This window comes from Nitrosomonas sp. Is37 (assembly GCF_033063275.1).
Taxonomy (GTDB): domain Bacteria; phylum Pseudomonadota; class Gammaproteobacteria; order Burkholderiales; family Nitrosomonadaceae; genus Nitrosomonas.
Genome location: NZ_JAWJYP010000014.1, coordinates 51519 through 71131 on the forward strand (window position 1 = coordinate 51519; position 19613 = coordinate 71131).

At 43.8% G+C, this 19613-nt stretch carries 15 protein-coding genes; 3 read left to right on the top strand and 12 right to left on the bottom strand.

What is annotated here, in order from left to right; genetic code table 11:
• Positions 1–92: 92 nt before the first annotated feature.
• Positions 93–3632: a DNA polymerase III subunit alpha gene (dnaE, locus tag R2Q26_RS08240; RefSeq protein ID WP_317535827.1), complete on the top strand. Its 3540-nt coding sequence runs from the start codon at positions 93–95 to the stop codon at positions 3630–3632.
• Between the two features lie 21 nt (positions 3633–3653).
• Here the strand turns inward: dnaE and odhB are convergent, their stop codons facing one another.
• The 8 genes from odhB to R2Q26_RS08280 all read right to left on the bottom strand — a co-directional run bounded on the left by odhB (position 3654) and on the right by R2Q26_RS08280 (position 14495).
• Entirely contained in the window at positions 3654–4883 is a 1230-nt protein-coding gene (gene odhB / locus R2Q26_RS08245; RefSeq protein ID WP_317535828.1) for a 2-oxoglutarate dehydrogenase complex dihydrolipoyllysine-residue succinyltransferase, read from the bottom strand.
• Between the two features lie 15 nt (positions 4884–4898).
• Complete coding sequence (locus tag R2Q26_RS08250) at positions 4899–7754, bottom strand: 2-oxoglutarate dehydrogenase E1 component (protein ID WP_317535829.1); 2856 nt, start codon at positions 7752–7754, stop codon at positions 4899–4901.
• Positions 7755–7933: 179 nt separating this feature from the next.
• A complete protein-coding gene (gltA, locus tag R2Q26_RS08255) occupies positions 7934–9235 on the bottom strand; it encodes a citrate synthase (RefSeq protein WP_317535830.1) in 1302 nt (433 codons plus the stop codon).
• 60 nt (positions 9236–9295) lie between these two features.
• A complete protein-coding gene (locus R2Q26_RS08260) occupies positions 9296–9529 on the bottom strand; it encodes a succinate dehydrogenase assembly factor 2 (RefSeq protein ID WP_090568308.1) in 234 nt (77 codons plus the stop codon).
• Positions 9526–10221, bottom strand: coding sequence for a succinate dehydrogenase iron-sulfur subunit (locus tag R2Q26_RS08265; protein ID WP_317535831.1), 696 nt, complete (start codon positions 10219–10221; stop codon positions 9526–9528). Before R2Q26_RS08265 ends, R2Q26_RS08260 begins: the two co-directional genes overlap by 4 nt.
• A 115-nt stretch (positions 10222–10336) precedes the next feature.
• Positions 10337–11752: a threonine synthase gene (thrC, locus tag R2Q26_RS08270; RefSeq protein ID WP_317535832.1), complete on the bottom strand. Its 1416-nt coding sequence runs from the start codon at positions 11750–11752 to the stop codon at positions 10337–10339.
• Positions 11753–11848: 96 nt separating this feature from the next.
• Entirely contained in the window at positions 11849–13162 is a 1314-nt protein-coding gene (locus R2Q26_RS08275; protein ID WP_317535833.1) for a homoserine dehydrogenase, read from the bottom strand.
• A 97-nt stretch (positions 13163–13259) separates the two neighbouring features.
• Positions 13260–14495, bottom strand: coding sequence for a pyridoxal phosphate-dependent aminotransferase (locus R2Q26_RS08280; protein WP_317535834.1), 1236 nt, complete (start codon positions 14493–14495; stop codon positions 13260–13262).
• Between the two features lie 243 nt (positions 14496–14738).
• On the opposite strand from R2Q26_RS08280, the gene R2Q26_RS08285 reads away from it, so the two are divergent.
• Positions 14739–15107 carry an Mth938-like domain-containing protein gene (locus R2Q26_RS08285; protein ID WP_317535835.1) on the top strand — a complete coding sequence of 123 codons (369 nt, stop codon included), beginning with the start codon at positions 14739–14741 and terminating at the stop codon, positions 15105–15107.
• 266 nt (positions 15108–15373) lie between these two features.
• Here R2Q26_RS08285 and R2Q26_RS08290 read toward each other — a convergent pair whose 3' ends face one another.
• Together R2Q26_RS08290 and R2Q26_RS08295 are read right to left on the bottom strand one after the other, a co-directional pair.
• Positions 15374–16036 carry a zonular occludens toxin domain-containing protein gene (locus R2Q26_RS08290; RefSeq protein WP_317535836.1) on the bottom strand — a complete coding sequence of 221 codons (663 nt, stop codon included), beginning with the start codon at positions 16034–16036 and terminating at the stop codon, positions 15374–15376.
• Complete coding sequence (locus R2Q26_RS08295; protein WP_317535837.1) at positions 16008–16703, bottom strand: type IV secretory system conjugative DNA transfer family protein; 696 nt, start codon at positions 16701–16703, stop codon at positions 16008–16010. Before R2Q26_RS08295 ends, R2Q26_RS08290 begins: the two co-directional genes overlap by 29 nt.
• A 136-nt stretch (positions 16704–16839) precedes the next feature.
• Here R2Q26_RS08295 and R2Q26_RS08300 point away from each other — a divergent pair, with 136 nt between their 5' ends.
• Positions 16840–17589, top strand: a complete 750-nt coding sequence (locus R2Q26_RS08300; protein WP_317535838.1) for an IS5 family transposase — start codon at positions 16840–16842, stop codon at positions 17587–17589.
• On the opposite strand, the gene R2Q26_RS08305 is transcribed toward R2Q26_RS08300, so the two are convergent.
• Together R2Q26_RS08305 and R2Q26_RS08310 are read right to left on the bottom strand one after the other, a co-directional pair.
• Positions 17578–17934: a hypothetical protein gene (locus R2Q26_RS08305; RefSeq protein WP_317535839.1), complete on the bottom strand. Its 357-nt coding sequence runs from the start codon at positions 17932–17934 to the stop codon at positions 17578–17580. The two genes, R2Q26_RS08300 and R2Q26_RS08305, sit on opposite strands and share 12 nt — an antisense overlap.
• Positions 17935–17951: 17 nt before the next feature.
• Positions 17952–19589: an ABC transporter ATP-binding protein gene (locus R2Q26_RS08310; RefSeq protein ID WP_317535840.1), complete on the bottom strand. Its 1638-nt coding sequence runs from the start codon at positions 19587–19589 to the stop codon at positions 17952–17954.
• Positions 19590–19613: the final 24 nt, after the last annotated feature.

The following is a 19613-nucleotide window of genomic DNA, read 5'->3' on the forward strand; positions in this document are numbered from 1 at the left end:
TTTGTACGCATACAAGACTACGCAGATTAATAGTTGAATAATCCCCAGAAGTAATCCTGAAAGCTAAATAGCTAATTTTAAATTATAGCATTATGCTGGCTGCCCCCGCTTTTATCCACCTTCGACTGCATAGCGAGTACTCTGTCGTCGACAGTATCGTTCGTATCGATGAAGTTTTATCAAAAGCAGCATCAGATAATATGCCAGCATTGGCGTTGACGGATCTCGCTAATCTCTTTGGATTGATCAAATTCTATCAAAGCGCCTACAAAAAAGGTATTAAACCCATCATTGGGTGTGATATCTGGATTACTAATGAGACAGATCGTGATAAGCCTACCCGCGTTTTATTGTTATGCCAATCTTATGCTGGTTACTTGTTATTGTGTCGTTTGCTATCGCGGGCTTATCGTGAGAATTTGTACCGTGGCCGGGTTGAATTCCGGAAATCATGGTTTCATGCTGATGAAGGTGGAACAGATGGATTGATTCTGCTGTCAGGTGCCTATCATGGCGAGATCGGATGGCATCTATCACAGAATAATTTAAGTACAGCTGAAACACTGGCTCAAGAATGGGCAAACTTGTTTCCAGGACGATTTTATATCGAATTACAGCGAAGCGGCAACGCGAACGAGGAAAGCTGTGTACGCAATTCTCTGCAGCTGGCTTCCAAATTACAATTACCTGTTGTAGCGACGCATGCAGTGCAATTTTTAGAACCTGAAGATTATAAAGCTCATGAAGCTAGGGTATGCATTGCAGAAGGATATGTGTTAGGCGATCGCCGGCGCCCGCATCATTTTACCGAGCAGCAATATTTTAAAACACAAGCAGAAATGCAGGCTCTTTTTGCGGATATACCATCTGCTCTTGCCAACAGTGTAGAAATTGCCAAGCGCTGCTCACTTGTGCTCGAGCTAGGGGTTAACCGCTTACCCATGTTTCCAACACCGGGTACAGTCAGTATTGAACAATACTTACGTGAGCAGGCCGAAGCCGGACTAGAGAAACGCCTGTGTGTTCTGTTTCCAGATGCCGGAGTATATGCTTCGAAGCTGCCAAAGTATCAGGACAGACTGGGTTTCGAAGTCAATACTATTATCCAAATGGGATTTGCAGGCTATTTCTTAATCGTCGCGGATTTTATCAACTGGGCCAAGCAGAACGATGTGCCAGTAGGTCCAGGGCGTGGGTCGGGTGCAGGCTCTCTAGTTGCGTATTCACTTGGGATCACTGATCTTGACCCGATGCGCTATGATTTGTTGTTCGAGCGTTTCCTGAATCCCGAACGGGTATCTATGCCAGATTTTGATATCGACTTCTGTCAGGATAGACGTGAGCGCGTCATTGAATATGTGAAACAGCGCTATGGTGCTGAGAGCGTTTCACAGATTGTTACTTTTGGCACGATGGCAGCAAAAGCAGTCGTGCGAGATGTGGGCCGTGTGCTGGATCTACCGTATAACTTTGTCGATCAATTAGCCAAATTAGTGCCATTCGAGATCGGTATGACGCTAAAAAAAGCACGTGCTGTCGAACCTCAGCTGGAACAGCGTGCACAAGAGGAAGAAGATGTGCGTAATTTGCTGGAACTGGCAGAACGTCTGGAAGGGCTGACTCGTAATGTGGGGATGCATGCAGGCGGTGTGCTGATCGCACCTGGCAAGATTACCGATTTTTGCCCTGTGTATTGCGCCGATTCGGGAGATTCGGTAGTCAGCCAGTTTGATAAGGATGATGTCGAGAAAATTGGTCTGGTAAAGTTTGATTTTCTTGGGCTGCGTACCCTCACTATTCTAGATAGAGCCGTAAACGATATTCGGCAGCGCTATGCTGAAGCAGGTGCACAGGTAGCCGATCGGCAAGCTGGGCAGTCGATACCCTCGCTGAATCAATCTTTTTCTTTAAATCATATTCCTTTAGAGGATGCTGCGACCTATGCGTTGATGAGAAAAGGCAACGCAATCGGAATCTTCCAATTTGAATCACGTGGAATGAAAGATCTGCTGCAAAAAGCGAGGCCTGATCGGTTCGAAGATCTGATCGCGCTGGTAGCACTTTATCGCCCTGGGCCCATGGATTTGATTCCCGAATTTATAGAACGTAAACACGGTAAACGTGTGGAATATCTGGATTCACGTCTGGAACCTATTCTTGGGCCAACGTATGGCGTCATGATTTATCAGGAACAAGTGATGCAAATTGCTCAGGTGATAGGCGGGTATAGCCTCGGGGGCGCTGATTTACTACGGCGTGCGATGGGCAAAAAAAAGGTAGAGGAAATGGCGCAGCAGCGTGATATTTTTGTAGCGGGCGCAATCAGGAATGGTTTGACTGAACAGGATGCGATTACGCTCTTTGGTTTGATGGAAAAATTTGCTGGCTACGGTTTCAACAAATCGCATGCTGCAGCTTATGCTTTGATCGCCTTTCAGACGGCTTACCTTAAAACACACTACCCCGCAGAGTTTATGGCTGCATGTTTGTCGGCAGAAATGAATGATACCGATAAGATCAATGTGTTTTACGGAGACTGCCTGGCTAATCGACTAACTATTTTGCCACCAGATATCAATCGATCCGAATATCATTTTATTCCAGTTGACGAAAAAACCATTCGTTATGGCCTGGGGGCAGTGAAGGGCACTGGGGAAGGGGCTATCTCAGGCATTATCGAAGCGCGTAATCAAGGTGGATTGTTTACTGATTTGTTTAATTTCTGTTGTCGGGTTGATCGTCGAGTGATAAATCGCCGTGTTATGGAATCACTCATTCGTGTCGGTGCATTTGATAGTATCGATCCTAACCGGGCAGGTTTATTAGCGTCAGTAGGGATCGCAATCGAATTTGCCGAGCAACGCAGTTTATCAATTCATCAGACTAGCTTATTTGCGGAGATTGAGAATAATTTTCAACATCCAGCTTTAATCAACGTTTCCCAATGGTCAGAAAAAGAAATACTGCAGAATGAAAAGCTGGGATTAGGATTTTATTTCAGCGGACATCCTTTTTCTGCTCATGTAAAAGAGCTTAGCCAGTTTGTCCAGACCCGCCTAGACCGACTTAGTTCACGACGAGAACTCCAGCTAATTGCTGGTGTGATTCATTCTATTCGCACGCAAATGACGCGTCGAGGGAAAATGGCCATCATCGTGTTAGATGATGGCCATGCTCAAGTAGAGGTCGTGGTTTATAACGAATTATTTCGTCATCACAGTGATTGGTTAAAAGAAGATCAACTTCTGATTGCTGAAGTCACTATTAGCAACATTGTTGGAAGCAACGATGAACTTCGTATTATTGCCGATAAACTTTATAGTCTTGCGAGAGCCCGCTCTTGCTATGCAAAAAAATTAAGGCTCGTAATAAACGGTTCTGCAACATCTGAGATAGCCAGTGTGACTAAGCTCAGTGAATTACTCATGCCTTATCGACAAGATAGCATAGCCAAAAATAAAGGTGCAGAGAACCATCTTTATTCCTACTGCCCTGTAACGATCATTTACCGAAATCAATATGCGATCTGCGAAATGGAGTTCGGTGATGCTTGGCGTGTTTATCTGGATGACATATTGGTTGAATCACTATTTACCTATCTAAAGTCAGAAAACGTTGTAATCATTTATTGATTAGGCCTATTTTTTAATTGCTCATTGCTCAAATAACGGACTGACTGGATATTCTAATGCTTCCTTGATTGCAACGAGCGAGAGCACAGCCTCACGACCATCAATAATGCGATGATCATAAGAGAGCGCAAGATAATTGATAGGTCGTATAACGATCTGACCATTTTCAACTACAGGGCGCTGTTTGGTCGCGTGAATGCCTAGAATCGCACTTTGCGGTGGATTGATAATTGGCGTGGAAAGCATGGATCCAAAGATACCCCCATTAGTAATAGAAAAGGTGCCACCGGTTAATTCTTCAATAGTCAATTTGCCATCGTGCGCTTTTTTTGAGAAATCAGCGATTTGCTTTTCTATCTCTGCCAGTGATAACTGATCAGCGTTACGGATAATCGGTACCACCAATCCACGGGAACTTGCAACAGCGATACCGATATCGTAATAACCATGATAAACAATGTCGTTACCATCTACCGAAGCGTTGATAATAGGAAATTTTTTCAGTGCGGCAACAGCCGCTTTGACAAAGAATGAGGTAATCCCGAGTTTAACTCCGTGCTCTTTTTCAAAGGCATCTTTGTAACGCGCACGTAAATCCATAATCGCCTGCATATTGACTTCATTGAATGTCGTCAGAGTTGCAGTTGTCGACTGAGACTGTACCAATCTCTCAGCAATACGCATGCGTAGTCTTGTCATAGGTACGCGTTGCTCAGGCCGAGCACCAGCTGCTGCCATTGCACCTATCTCAGGTATTTCCGTTCTGGCTGGAGAAATAATGGCCTTACTTTTCACATAGGCAAGGATATCTTCCTTGGTGATGCGACCGTCGCGTCCTGTCCCGCTAATAGCATTGATTTCATCCCAGCTGAGATTGTTTTCATCAGCAACCTTTTTAGCTGCTGGCATCAGCTTGGGTGTCACCTGTTCAGCTTCTTTTGTTATTACCTCGGGGGAGACAGGCTCTATTTCAGGGACAGCTACAGCTTCAGCACGAACTTGAGCCTTATGAGTTTCTGTCTCTATCTTAGCGATCACTTCACCAGCCATTACTGTGGCACCATCACCCTTAATGATTTCGGCTAGGATACCCTCCCGTGGGGCAGGTAGCTCCATAACTACTTTGTCAGTTTCAACATCAATAAGATTTTCACCGCGATTGACCAGTTCACCTTGCTGCTTGTGCCAGGAAATCAAAGTGGCTTCAGCAACCGATTCAGACAATTGAGGTACTTTGACTTCGATTAACATAATCTGTTTTCCTTTTTAAATTTTATCCCGGAATGCCGCCTCAACCAGTCCCTGCTGCTGGAATCGGTCCAGCTCCAGATAACCAACAGCAGGTGATGCTGAGGAAGGACGCAAAGCGTAGCTGAGGATCTGGTCAGGTCGCTTATGCCTAAGGATGTAGTGTTGAATACGGTGCCAAGCTCCCTGGTTACCTGGTTCTTCCTGGCACCAGATGATTTCCTTGGCATTATGGTAACGATCTATTTCTGCTTGAAAATCTTCGTGTGGGAAGGGATAGAGTTGTTCGAGCCGAATGATGGCCATGTCTGTAATGTCTTCTTTGCGGCGATAGGCGAGTAATTCATAATATACCTTGCCACTACAGGTAATGATACGTTTTACCTTATCAGCATTGAGATGTTCCGTTTCGGGGATGACAGCTTGGAATTGACCATGAGCGAGATCTTCTAGTGACGATATCGATTCTTTATGTCGAAGTAAGCTTTTGGGCATCATGATGATTAACGGTTTGCGAATTGGACGGATCAATTGTCGCCGCAACAAATGAAAGGTCTGAGCGGGTGTAGAAGGAACACATACCTGAATATTATATTCCGCGCATAACTGCAAGAATCGCTCTAACCGAGCCGACGAATGTTCAGGTCCTTGTCCCTCATAACCATGTGGCAGCATCATGACTAATCCGCATAAACGTCCCCATTTGGCTTCGCCCGATGTAATAAATTGGTCAATCACAACCTGTGCGACATTAGCAAAGTCACCAAACTGCGCCTCCCAAATAACGAGCCCATTCGGTTGTGCCGTTGCATAGCCATACTCAAAACCTAATACGGCTTCTTCCGAGAGCATTGAATCGATAATAGTCAAATCAGGTTGCTTCGGTGTAATATACCGAAGTGGCACATAGATGCCACTTTCCCATTGCTCTTGTTCAGGATTCTGATCATGTAATACTGCGTGGCGGTGAAAAAAAGTTCCACGTCCGCTATCTTGTCCGGAGAAACGAATTGGATAACCTTCTTTTAATAGTGAAGCATAAGCTAAATTTTCAGCCATTCCCCAATCCAGTGGCAGATTTCCTTTCCCCATCTCACGTCGATCAGCAATAATTTTCTCAACCCTCGGGTGTAATTTAAAAGTTGCCGGAATATCTGTGAGACGTTCCGCAAGGAACTTTAATTTATCAATGGGAACTCCTGTTTTTATCGGTTGATTCCATTTGCTGGGGTTGAGAAAAGGCGCCCAATTGATTGCATGAGGTGATTTATAATCATAGAGAATGGTCTTGTTAGGGTTGTGACCTGCATCCATTGCATCATAATAGGCCTTGACCATAACCTCTGCCTCTGCCACAGCAATAACGCCCTCTGCTACCAGCTTATCCATGTAAAGCTTGCGTGTCCCAGAATGTTTATTGATGATGCGGTACATGGAGGGTTGCGTGACCATCGGTTCGTCCTGCTCATTGTGACCTTGCTTACGAAAACAGACTAAATCAATTACGACATCCTTGTGAAACTGCATGCGAAAATCCAATGCAATTTCTGTCACCATGACTACAGCCTCAGGATCGTCGCCATTGACATGAAAAATTGGCGCTTCGATCATTTTTGCCACATCAGTACAGTAAAGGGTGGACCGGCTGTCACGAGGATCTGAGGTGGTAAAGCCGATTTGGTTGTTAATAATGATATGAACGGTACCACCTGTACCATAACCTCTTGTTTGCGACAGGTTTAATGTTTCCATTACCACCCCCTGTCCTGAGAAGGCTGCGTCGCCATGCAGTAGCACGGGAATGACTAACTCTCCCTTTTTATCGTGTAAACGATGTTGGCGGGCGAGGACCGACCCCTCTACCACGGAATCAACGATTTCAAGGTGTGAGGGATTAAACGCGAGTGCAAGATATACAATTCCACCCTGTGTCATAACAGCGGACGAGAATCCCTGGTGATATTTGACATCGCCAGCAGTGAGCGTCTGCACTTTTTTTCCTTCAAACTCTAGAAACAAGTCTGAGGGCATTTTACCTAGTGTGTTGACGAGGACATTAAGTCTGCCTCGATGTGCCATGCCGATCACGATTTCTTTTATGCCTACTTCTCCGGCGTGCTGTAGCAATTTATCCAGTAAAGGAATCAGACTTTCGTTTCCTTCACCGGAGAAACGTTTTTGTCCAACATAACGAGTATGAAGGTATTTTTCCAGACCCTCTGCGGCAGTTAGACGTTCAAGGATATGTCGTTTATAGTCAGCAGTAAGGCCCGGCTGAGAGCGCGGACCCTCCAGGCGGTTCTGTATCCAGCGTTTCTGCTTTAAATCGGTAATGTACATATATTCTGCGCCAATTGTGCCGCAGTATGTTTGCTGCAGTATCTGTAAAATTTCCTTCAATGACGCATGCTCTTGACCTACCAATGAACCGGTATTAAAAACCGTTTCCATATCGGCTTCAGTCAATTCATAAAATGCCGGATCAAGCTCTGGTATATCGAGTACTTGCTGATGGTTAAGCGGATCGAGACGCGCCAGACGCACGCCGAGAAAACGGTACATGTTGATAAGCTGCAGAACAGCTATTTGCTTACGTTCTTTAGCCTCAGCCGAGGTTAATGAAATAGTTACTTGGGGATAGCCAAGACGCTTTTTAGATGGAAGAGTTTGTGCAAGTCTTACAAATGATTCAATAATAGGAGTATGAGGTACATCTCGAGCAGTTATCGTCAAAGTCTGCTGCAATGAATCAAAATAACTACGCCATTCAGGAGATATCGAATCCGGGTTACTGAGATATTTTTCATAGAGATCTTCGATAAAAGGAGCATTAGTACCAAATAACATTGAATTCTCAAAGAATTGTCTCATCATGACCAGACTCATTTTATTTTAAAAAACGAAAGCACATTAGAATAGATAGTACCTGCGCAACACGATTTATTTGATATGTCGGTCGACCTGTATTCTAGTGATATTAATTTAACTTTATGATTTTTACCTTCTTACCCATATACACATAAAAATTAATTCTAAAACTAAGAGTGATCTTACTATTTGTCAGTTTCTTTCGATGATACGTTTCTTTGTGTAACACCGGTATAGAGCTGACGAGGACGTCCTATTTTTTGATCAGGATCAGCGATCATTTCATTCCATTGAGCTACCCAGCCAACCGTCCGTGCCATTGCGAAAATTGCAGTAAACATGGAAGTCGGTATGCCTAATGCACGTTGTATGATGCCAGAATAAAAATCGACATTAGGGTAAAGTTTTTTAGCGATGAAATAGTCATCCTCCAGAGCGATTCTTTCCAGCTCTAAGGCGAGCTTGAAAAGGCGGTTATTATGGAGCCCCATTTCATCCAATACCTCGTGACAGGTTTCACGCATGAGTTTTGCGCGTGGATCAAAATTTTTGTATACCCGATGACCGAAGCCCATCAGGCGGAAAGGGTCATTCTTGTCTTTCGCGCGTCTGATATATTCATTAATGCGTGAAACATCGCCAATTTCTTCCAGCATGTTAAGACATGCTTCATTTGCACCTCCATGCGCGGGCCCCCATAAACAGGCGATACCTGCAGAAATACAGGCAAACGGATTGGCGCCACTGGAGCCTGCCAGACGGACCGTAGAAGTTGAGGCATTTTGCTCATGATCGGCGTGAAGAATTAAAATACGATCTAACGCTTTTACGAAGATCGGATTGGGAACATAATTTTCAGCTGGCGTGGCAAACATCATGTACAGAAAGTTTGCAGCATAGCTTAAATCGTTGCGTGGATAAATGAAGGGTTGCCCAATATTGTATTTGTAAGCCATGGCCGCAATTGTGGGCAATTTGGCAATCAGCCGAAAGGCGGATTGCTCACGATGAACCGCATCTGAAATATCCATCGCTTCATGGTAAAAGGCTGACAAGGCACCTACCACCCCCACCATCACTGCCATAGGGTGAGCATCTCTTCGGAACCCACTATAAAATCTGACCAGTTGCTCATGCAGCATGGTATGGCTTTTAATAGCATGAACAAATTGCTTTTTTTGTACGTCAGAGGGTAACTCGCCATTCAGCAGCAAATAACAGACTTCCATGAAATCACATTGTGTAGCTAGCTGTTCAATAGGGTAGCCACGATAGAGAAGAATACCTTTATCGCCATCAATAAATGTGATAGTGGATTTGGTGCTAGCTGTAGAAAGAAAACCAGGATCATAAGTGAACATACCACCCTTGGCATAGAGCGTACGGATATCAATCGTATCCGGCCCCATATTACCCGACATAATCGGGAGCTCAACCGGTTCTCTATTCTCGCCAAGCAGTAGGGTTGCTGTACGTTGTTCAGACATATCTATCTCCCATGGTTTGAGGATCTACACGCTTTAGTATAGCAAGCAGCGTTAGTTTGCTTAACTTTGTTGAAGAAGCTTTAGAACTGACTTCAAGTTCTCGTTTGCTGTTTCCTTTTTGGAGGAAATTATATCCCATAGATCATTATCAGGGAGTGTCAGCAATGTTTCAAACGTTTTTAACTGCGTTTCATCTAATTGCACATAGTATTTATCCAGAAAGCGCTGCAATATAATATCCAACTCCAGCAAACCGCGTCGACAACGCCAACGGAGGCGTTCTCGCTGCTTCATACTGTTCTTTTTACCAACATATTTTTGATTTTACCAATCGCATTGGTTGGATTTAATCCTTTTGGACAAACATCCACACAATTCATAATGGTGTGGCAGCGAAACAGGCGATAAGGATCTTCCAGATAATCCAATCGTTCAGCAGTAGCTTGATCGCGGCTGTCAGCCAGAAAACGGTAAGCTTGCAGCAAGCCAGCAGGACCGATAAATTTATCCGGATTCCACCAGAACGAAGGGCATGCTGTGGAGCAGCATGCACACAAGATACATTCATACATCCCGTCCAATTCGGCTCTTTCTTCTGGTGATTGCAATCGCTCGGTCTCCGGGGGAGGATCATTATTGATCAAATAAGGTTTGATCGAGTGATATTGCTTAAAAAATTGTGTCATATCCACGATTAAATCGCGAATAATCGGCTGGCCAGGCAGAGGGCGGATTTCTATCGGTTCTTTCAGACTGGCTATCGGAGTGATACAGGCTAATCCATTACGACCATTGATGTTCATTGCATCTGACCCACATACACCTTCCCGGCAGGAGCGACGCAAACTTAGGCTGTCATCCTGAGATTTGATTCGAATCAAGGCGTCCAGCAGCATTTTGTCAGTTGGCTCTAACTCAATATCATAATCCTGCATGTAAGGTTTCTCATCCTTGTCAGGATCATAGCGGCTAATTGAGAATCGCATGATTGAAGCTCCTCTGTTTCTTAACAGTTAATATTCACCGATAAGGATAGCAGGTGCAGGGCGATGGCATCGATGCAGCTTAAAAGATTGATGTATTCAGAGTGATACCTAATTATCAAGTCTGTTCAATCTTCTGGGAGATAAAGGTCTTGATTGCATCCACATCTTTATCCATGACCTCAAAGTGTTGAGGAAGGTCTTCCAGATTTTCAAGTCCCGCAGGCCGTATTGGCTCAAATCCCACAGCTTCCTTGATACTTTCGGCAAATTTTGTGGGTAGCGCGGTTTCCAGGCAAATAAGCGGAATGCCCGGTTCGCGATATTCAAGTCCAACTTTTACTCCATCTGCGGTATGGGTGTCAATCAAAACTTTGTATTCATGATAGAGCTTACGAATTGTATCAATACGTGCGGCGTGATGACTGGTTCCAGAAACGAAGCCAAACTCTTTTGTCTTAACCCACAAAGTGTTACCAAATAGATCGAAAGCATTTCCTTTATCAATGGACTGCCACAATTCCTTAACCCGCATAGCATTGCGGTCTGTCAGATCAAAGATAAATCTCTCAAAGTTAGAAGCCTTGGAGATATCCATTGAGGGGCTGCTCGTGTGGTGTGTTTCGCCAGTAGTGCGCGGCCGGTATAGACCCGTACGGAAGAACTCATCCAATACGTCATTTTCGTTGGTAGCTAGAATGAGTTGTTTGATCGGCAGCCCCATCATGCGCGCTACATGACCAGCAAAAATGTTACCAAAATTCCCTGATGGCACAGAAAATGATACTTGTTCATCGTTTGATTGGGTAACTGCAAAATATCCTTTGAAATAATAAACAATCTGTGCAGCTATGCGCGCCCAGTTGATCGAATTGACCGTGCCGATATGGTATTTTTGCTTGAATGCATGATCATTACTTACCGCTTTGACAATATCTTGGCAGTCATCAAAGACACCGCGAATAGCGATATTGAAAATATTTTCATCTTGTAAGGAAAACATTTGCGCGGTTTGGAAGCGGCTCATTTTGCCAAGCGGTGAAAGCATGAAGACACGGATATCGCGTTTGCCGCGCATGGCATACTCAGCGCTTGAACCGGTATCACCGGAAGTTGCTCCGAGAATATTCAGCTCAGCTTTTGTCTTGTCTAATGTATATTCAAACAGATTCCCCAATAGCTGCATGGCAATATCCTTGAATGCCAAAGTGGGACCATTAGACAGGCACAAGATGTGCAACCCAGGTTCGAGAGTTCTAACCAGCGTAATGTCTGGGCTGCCAAATGCTTCTGCTGTGTAAGTACGCGCTATCAAGTGACGCAAATCATTAGCAGGAATGTCATCCATGAAACGGGAAAGTATTTCAAATGCGAGCGCCTGATAGTCAAGAGAACGCCATGTTTCAAGTTCAGACGGACTGATTTTTGGATAAACTTCAGGTACAGCGAGCCCGCCATCAGGAGCAAGACCGCTCAGCAGTATTTCAGTAAAAGTTCTTGGCGACATACCGCCGCGAGTAGAGATATAATGCATAGTATTCTGATTGAATAATGAGAGAGTAGAAGAAATAAACTACTACCCTAGACTAGTTTGAAAAAATACGGCAAGTCAGCTCAAATTGCATCATGCTTATTTGCTTAATTCTTCCAAACGGATACGCACTACCTTTCCTGCCATGGTAGGCAACTTCTCAATTTTATCTATTGCAGCATTAATGTTCTTTTCTATCGTTGTATGGATGAGCATGATGATATTGACTTTATCCTCTTCCTCAGCATGTTCTTTCTGCACCATAGCGTTGATCGAAATATCTGAATCAGCCAAGATGCGTGTGATATCGGCAAGAACGCCAGGTTTATCCATTGTCTGGAAGCGAAGATAGTAAGCTGTTTCAACCTCTTCCATCGGTACGATCGGGATGTCTGATAATAATTCTGGCAGAAATGCGAGATAAGGCACGCGATGTTCCGGATCGGCAGTGAGCAGACGTGCCACATCGACCAAATCAGCTATGACCGAGCTGGCTGTAGGCTCTGCGCCTGCGCCTGCACCATAGTAAAGCGTAGGGCCGGCGGCGTCACCTTTGACGACCACCGCATTCATCACGCCTTCCACATTGGCGATCAGTCTTTTAATAGGAATGAGAGTAGGATGCACACGTAGTTCAATACCCTTCGCTACACGCTTGGTAATACCGAGTAGCTTGATGCGGTATCCAAGTTCTTCAGCGTAGCGGATATCATCATTACTGAGCTTGGTGATGCCTTCGATATAGACCTTGTCGAATCTGACTGGGATACCAAAAGCGATAGCTGCCAAAATGGTTATTTTATGAGCGGCATCGATTCCTTCAATATCGTAGGTAGGATCAGATTCAGCGTAGCCAAGTTTTTGTGCGTGAGCCAACACCGTATCGAATGCGAGCCCTTTCTCACGCATCTCCGACAAAATAAAATTACTGGTGCCATTGATAATGCCAGCGATCCATTCTATCCGATTGGCGGCTAACCCCTCACGTAATGCTTTGATAATGGGAATCCCCCCTGCAACTGCAGCTTCAAAGGCAACAACCACGCCTTTTTGCTGAGCGGCTGCAAAAATCTCACTGCCATGAGATGCCAAAAGGGCCTTATTGGCCGTAATCACATGTTTGCCGTTAGCAATAGCTTGTAGTATCAGCTCCTTAGCAACCGTTTGTCCGCCAATCAATTCGATTACAATATCAATATCGGGACGTGAGACGACTTCGAATGCATCAGCGGTTACGATGGTGTCGCGATCGGCTAGGCGACGTGCTTTTTCAATATCACGGTCGGCAATAATACGGATCACAATATTGCGACCGACACGACGGGCAATTTCTTCCTGGTTACGTTTCAGGACGGCATAGGTACCACCACCGACCGTTCCGATTCCTAATAAACCAACGTTAATGGGCTTCATATTCTGATTTATAAAATTAAACTAAGAATGTTATAAAATAATTAAATTATGAATTTTTCAGAGTTTCTGAGAATATTCAATGAGATTTGCCATGGAATTATACGGGGTGTATCCCATGACGTTTACGATAACGTTCCAGGAAACGTGCAATTCGACCGATTGCTTCAGCCAGATCGTCACTATTGGGTAAAAACACCACCCGGAAATGATCGTGATAGAGCCAATTAAAACCAGTTCCCTGTACTACTAGCACCTTTTCTTCCTGCAACATATCTAGTATGAATTGCTCATCATCTTGAATAGGATAAATTTTTGGGTCCAAGCGCGGAAACAGATATAACGCTGATTGGGGTCGATAGCAGGTTACACCCGGAATATCAGTTAGCAGTTTCCAGGCAAGATCACGTTGCCGCTTGAGTCGCCCAGTAGGCATCGTCAAATCATATATACTCTGATAACCTCCTAATGCAGTCTGGATACCGAATTGTGCGGGTACATTTGCACACAGACGCATAGAAGCCAGCATATTTAAACCCGCAATATAATCCTGTGCACGTTGCTTATCACCCGATACCACTGCCCAACCAGAGCGAAAACCAGCTGCCCGATAATTCTTTGATAAACCATTGAATGTTACAAACAAAATATCATCAGCCAGGGAAGCTACCGAAGTGTGCGTTGCTTGATCGTAAAGTATTTTGTCGTAGATCTCATCAGCATAAATGATTAGATGATGCTGACGAGCAATTTCAATAATCTCAAGCAAGAGGTCAACCGGATATAATGCACCCGTTGGATTATTGGGATTGATGATGACAATTGCGCGTGTACGAGGCGTGATTTTAGCACGAATATCATCCAGATCCGGAAACCAATCAGACTGTTCATCACAAATATAATGGCGTGCAACCCCACCAGCCAACGATACGGCTGCTGTCCACAGGGGATAATCAGGCGCGGGGATGAGCACCTCATCGTTGTTTTCCAGTAGTGCTTGCATGGCAAGCATGATCAGCTCGGAAACACCATTACCAATATAAATGTCATCCATTTGCACGTTAGGAATGCGTTTTTCCTGTGTGTAATGCATGATGGCTTTGCGTGCAGCAAATAGACCCCTTGAATCACAATAACCAGAGGCGGCGGACAGATTTCGGATTACATCCTGTAATATTTCCTCGGGCGCTTCAAAGCCGAATGAAGCAGGGTTACCGATATTGAGTTTGATAATGTGATGACCTTCCTCTTCCATTTGTTTGGCCCGGTCGAGGACGGGACCGCGAATGTCGTAACAGACGTTAGCAAGCTTGCTGGATTTTGTGATGGGCTGCATGATTAGTGTGAAAAACTACGCTGTAGTGGATAGATATTGAAAAAATAAAGAGAATATAATGTTACCTGACCCATATTTTTTTGCAAAAAAGTAAAATAAAAAAATCTGAATTAAGTCTAAATTTTTATTGATAGCTATTTGCTGCACAACGTTTTACAACGCAATAAACTGAAAATAATTTTTAAATACATCCTATCGGTAAAGAACAGACTCTTTATTGATAAATAAGCAGGAGGTTTTACATTGAAGCTGCATCTTTCAGAGCATGAAGGATTCAATATTTTTTCCGGGTATGGGGAAGGCTATATCGCAATTAATCAAGTCCGTTATGAGCATAATTTGATCGTGCTGCCAGATCATATTATCGAGAACTGGCAAATCGAAAGTATAGAGCAATTAAAAGCAGCCCATTTTGATTGCTTACGACCTTTTCAACCAGAAATTATTTTACTCGGAACGGGAACAACACTGCGCTTTCCTAACCCGCAATTGATGAAAGCGATGATTTCTTCAGGGGTTGGTTTGGAAGTAATGGATACCCATGCGACTTGCCGAACCTATAATGTTTTAGCTGCAGAGGGGCGGCGTGTTGCTGCGGCGTTAATTATCTGATTCCATTACTATCTTGCTGAAGAGACATGCACGAATTTATCTTGATTGCACCCCATTTCTAACCAAAAAAGAAAGATCTAATACGTGACGAAAAAGATGAATTTGCCGTTTTATTGCTCGCTAACCTCAATATTTCATCCGATGGGACCTGTTTAGTTTGAATTAGAGAAGGATCCGCCTTGAAGCTACCAACTTCGCCATTATGAATAGCGTGAAATTCCCCAGTCGTCTGGTTGGGAAGCTTGCTAGTGATATCAATTTTCGCTTCACTGAGCAGTGGGACGTAATTTATCAAGAGCCGTGTTCTGTGTGACCCGCCCAATAAACCATGAAGAAATCTGATCGCGGGCTCTGTAATCCAGATCTCCTGGACTTTGTGTGGCGAGCATAAGTCCTAAGCCTGCTGAGCGCGCGCGTCTAAGTAAGTTTTCTAGTGGATCTTTAGTAGCTGATTTCGATTGGACTGGAAGATAAAGATCGGCCTCGTCTAATAGGATAACTGCCTGGAGTTTGTCACTGGGTGATCTTTTTGCGTAGTGGCTTATTTCCAGCAAAAACTGTGCGACCCAGAATAATATGTTTTCATCATTACCGAGATAAGTTGTATTAATAATACTCAGACGGGTTTTGTCTGTATGTTTGTCGGGCTCAAGGCCGAGCAAACTTTGTGCATTGAGTAATTCTCCGTGCTGCGCGAAGAGATTACCACTTGTCAGGCTCAATGTTTGCAAGTCTCCAACCAATTTCTTGAATAATTTTGAGTCAAGCTTGCCAATTGCATTAAGTAATAACGGATCTTCGCTATCAATGAAGTCCATCAATGAATCGAGTGATAAAGCCTGATCTAGCTGCAATTCGCTTAGAATTGCAATCGCTTGTCCAAGGATAGCGATACGGGATTTATCTTGCCCAGAATCTTTGTGGCCCATGATTCTGCCCAATGCAAAGGCGGCATGATTGGCTAGTTGCTTGCGTTCTTCGCTTGGAAGTTGCCCCAGCCCAGAAGGTGCGATAGGAATACTCAAGGTTCGTCCCTGACCTTCTACAGCACCAGGAAGTATAGACAGCGATTTCGATCTTGGCACGAAGCTTATCGTGCATCTGGGCGCGTACAGGATCTGATATTGGAGTCTGCCATGCGGCTTCTAGGGCATAGCTGTATAAATCCCCTTTTCGATCCAATAAAATTGCAGGTACACCTTCTAACAATAATTGCTCGATAATATTCAGGGCCAATGTAGTTTTGCCGCTACCTGAACCACCAAGAAAAGCAGCATGACGAACCAAGTCAGCATGATTAATTTCGTAAGGGCGTGACTGATAATCTTGTGTGACCCCGATTCGTAAGTGTGAAGGATTAGTTGGAATCACTGTCAGAGGAATTGTGTTCTTATTTTTTTCACCCTCCATTGATACACCGGGGTTAGGTCGCTGGGTAGAGTCAAGATTCTCTATATCCAAAATCTGTTGCAATGAAGGCAAGCTGAGCAATGGTTGCTCAGTGTGCAGCCAGTCCAAAAATTTAGGGTGGCTTTCATATTCCTGTTGAAATGATGCCATAGCGACCATAGTGCGCCAATCGGAATCAGCAACCACAATCCTTTGCCCGCCGGCTGCTATGAATTCTCCTAATCGCTTAGGGTCTGTTGACGTTTTGAGATAAGTTATTTCATAAATAGAAAGCAAACTCGTAATATTGAGGTTCTCACACCACTAATAAAACGAGTTTGCGATGCCCCGATTGATGCTCAACGATGAGTTCTGGTCGAAGCTGGAGAAAATTCTGCTTCAAGAAGCGATTTATAACAAGCGCAATTTGCGCATGACAGTAGAAGGTATGTTGTATCGAATGCGGGTTGGTTGTCCATGGCGAGACTTACCCGAGATGTTTGGATGCTGGAATTCCATCTATAAGAGATTCAATGCCTGGTCATTAAGTAACAAGTGGAACAGAATTTTCAAGGCACTGATTATTGATCCAGATTGGGAGTGGGAATTTATTGATGGCAGTTATATTAAAGCGCATCAGTATAGTGCGGGTGCAGCATGTCAAGAACCGCAGGCCATCGGGAAAAGCCGTGCGGGCAACACCACAAAGATTCATTTGGCGGTTGATAGTTATGGTTTGCCGGTTGAATTTGAAATCACCGGTGGAGAAGTGAATGACTGTTCTGTAGCACCACAGCTGATTGCCAGATTACCTGATGCGCAAGCGATTGTAGCGGATAAGGGCTATGACAGTGAGTGTATACGTGAGCAGATAGTAAAGAAGGGAGCCATGGCTGTGATTCCAAGAAAGCGCAATTCGTTGAAGGGTAACGCAGATATGGATTGGGGCTTGTATAGATATCGACATTTGGTGGAAAACGCCTTTGCCCGCCTAAAACAGTACCGGGCAGTGGCTACGCGATATGACAAATTGAAAAGAAATTACGAAAGTATGATTGCCATGGCATGTGGATATCTGTGGCTACCTATGTGAAATGTCAACAGACCCTAGATATTCTAAAAAATATTTATCTAGTGCTTGTCTTGCAAGCAGTTCTTCTAACCAACATAAAAATAGTGATTGAGATGCAGTAGGGGGCCAAATTATTGTTGTTAATGTATGGTTTGTTATCCATCTCTGCCATATTTTCCGAATGTTGTTAGAATATCCATTTAAAGTAGAAAGTGTTGGAATGCCTTGTTTGCGCCATTGTTGGTGTGTATCGAGCTGGGAAAGAACAAATTCCATTCGTTTTGTTTGAGCTATATCAAGGTTGAAAACCATTTGTTCACCTGTTTTTTTGGGATTGGGCTCAGTTGTATGTAAGTATCTTTTCAATAATCTAATGATTCCTATCATATTAGCTTGAGGATCCGATGCGCTTTTCCAAGCATACTTGACTGAGATGAGATAATCAAAGTAGTACGGTTTTTTATTAGAGTATTAAGTGCATCTTCAACTAATGCACAATGGCTATCAAACTCGGCTGTTGTTTCATCAATAATGACAATCGTCGGATTTTTAAGTAACACCCGGGCGATCAAGATACGTTGGTGCTGATTTGCCGAGAACTCAACATCTTTTCTGTCGATTCTGGTTTGCAGTCCCTGCGGCATTTCACGAGCAAATTTTGTCACATGGCATGTGCGTGCAACTTTCATGATGCTGGCTTCCATTGCGCAGTGCGTTGTACCATATGCGATATTGGCTGCGATGGTATCGTTGAGAAGCTTGGTGTCAGGTGTTAACCACGCAATATTGGCACGCAAGTCAGCTAGCTTTATTGTGGCGATATCGATGTCGTCTAGCAATATTCTTCCATTTGTTGGGTGAATGAAACGTGCAATGAGATCGATTAATGTTCTTTCCTGACCTTCGCTGGAACTTGCCAACGCAACGATTTCACCCGGCTGGATCGTCAATGTGAGATTGAAGAGGGGAGGGCAAGTTTGTGAGTAATCACAAGCGCTGACTTCTTCAAACCGTATTTGACCGCGCGCGCTTGCGATCTCAACTTTCCCTGGATCAGATTCATTTTGCTGGGCAAGGAGTGAATCGATATTGTGGATGATGTGTAACCTATTTTGCGAAGATGTCAGTATGTTTAGTAATTGTTTTACTGGAAGAACAAGCATTAGTATTGCTGTGATCAAAGCACCGGCATCTCCGACCGTCATCATGCCAAGAGAGATTTGCTGCTTAAAAAGGAAAAAGAATACCGCTAAAATCGTAGCAATAATTAAGAATGCAAGGGTTTTGCTAAACGTTTTGACAACTGCTTGCTTTAGGTTAAGACTTCTTTGCTGCTCAATGGAATTGCAAAAATGTTTGCTTTCTTGTAACTGGCTGCCATTGAGCTTGATCGATTTGATGTGTTTGATCGATGTTAAGGATAAGAGAGGGGAGGCCATTGATAGATGAGGTGTTTTCTGATCCAAGTCGCTTGCTTGAGAGATAAATTGCATGATTGAGCCAATAATCAATGCGATTAGAAGTCCCATGACTGAGAATTCCCAATTTAAGAACAGCATCACTGTCAGCAAGCCAATTGCTGTTAATATTTCTTTCCCTAGAATGGTGAGTATCTGAACGATGTCATCAGTAGTCTGCTCGATATCAGAGAAGAGGTTGGCATTGAGCTTATCTGGATCCGCTTCTTCTGGGTAAGAAACAGGTAGCGCCAGGAGTTTCTCAAACAGTAATTTTCGCTGATCCATACTGACTTTCCCGATTATCCAATTGATTGCGTAACTATTAAAAAAGTTTGCGACACCATGTAAAGTTAATAAGCCGAGTATAGTGAGTAGAACAAACTGAAATTCTTCTAATTCATGTTCAATGACTAGAATACTATCGAGTAATTGTTTGATGAGTAATGGTAAGAGGGATGTAGTCACTGCAACGGCAATTAAACTGCTGATAGCGATTGCGACCATCGTTCTGTAGGGAGCAATCCATGCTATAAGGCGGTAGAGCAAATGTTTTTCGATCATGACCAGCTTATCTAAATATCAAGA

Excerpts from the sequence above, each read along its gene's own strand:
- R2Q26_RS08280 (WP_317535834.1), bottom strand. The coding sequence starts at position 14,495 with ATGCAGCCCATCACAAAATCCAGCAAGCTTGCTAACGTCTGTTACGAC.
- R2Q26_RS08300 (WP_317535838.1), top strand. The coding sequence starts at position 16,840 with ATGCCCCGATTGATGCTCAACGATGAGTTCTGGTCGAAGCTGGAGAAA.
- R2Q26_RS08290 (WP_317535836.1), bottom strand. The coding sequence starts at position 16,036 with ATGGGCCACAAAGATTCTGGGCAAGATAAATCCCGTATCGCTATCCTT.
- odhB (WP_317535828.1), bottom strand. The coding sequence starts at position 4,883 with ATGTTAATCGAAGTCAAAGTACCTCAATTGTCTGAATCGGTTGCTGAA.
- R2Q26_RS08275 (WP_317535833.1), bottom strand. The coding sequence starts at position 13,162 with ATGAAGCCCATTAACGTTGGTTTATTAGGAATCGGAACGGTCGGTGGT.
- R2Q26_RS08260 (WP_090568308.1), bottom strand. The coding sequence starts at position 9,529 with ATGAAGCAGCGAGAACGCCTCCGTTGGCGTTGTCGACGCGGTTTGCTG.
- dnaE (WP_317535827.1), top strand. The coding sequence starts at position 93 with ATGCTGGCTGCCCCCGCTTTTATCCACCTTCGACTGCATAGCGAGTAC.
- thrC (WP_317535832.1), bottom strand. The coding sequence starts at position 11,752 with ATGCATTATATCTCTACTCGCGGCGGTATGTCGCCAAGAACTTTTACT.
- R2Q26_RS08265 (WP_317535831.1), bottom strand. The coding sequence starts at position 10,221 with ATGCGATTCTCAATTAGCCGCTATGATCCTGACAAGGATGAGAAACCT.
- gltA (WP_317535830.1), bottom strand. The coding sequence starts at position 9,235 with ATGTCTGAACAACGTACAGCAACCCTACTGCTTGGCGAGAATAGAGAA.
- R2Q26_RS08250 (WP_317535829.1), bottom strand. The coding sequence starts at position 7,754 with ATGATGAGACAATTCTTTGAGAATTCAATGTTATTTGGTACTAATGCT.
- R2Q26_RS08310 (WP_317535840.1), bottom strand. The coding sequence starts at position 19,589 with ATGATCGAAAAACATTTGCTCTACCGCCTTATAGCATGGATTGCTCCC.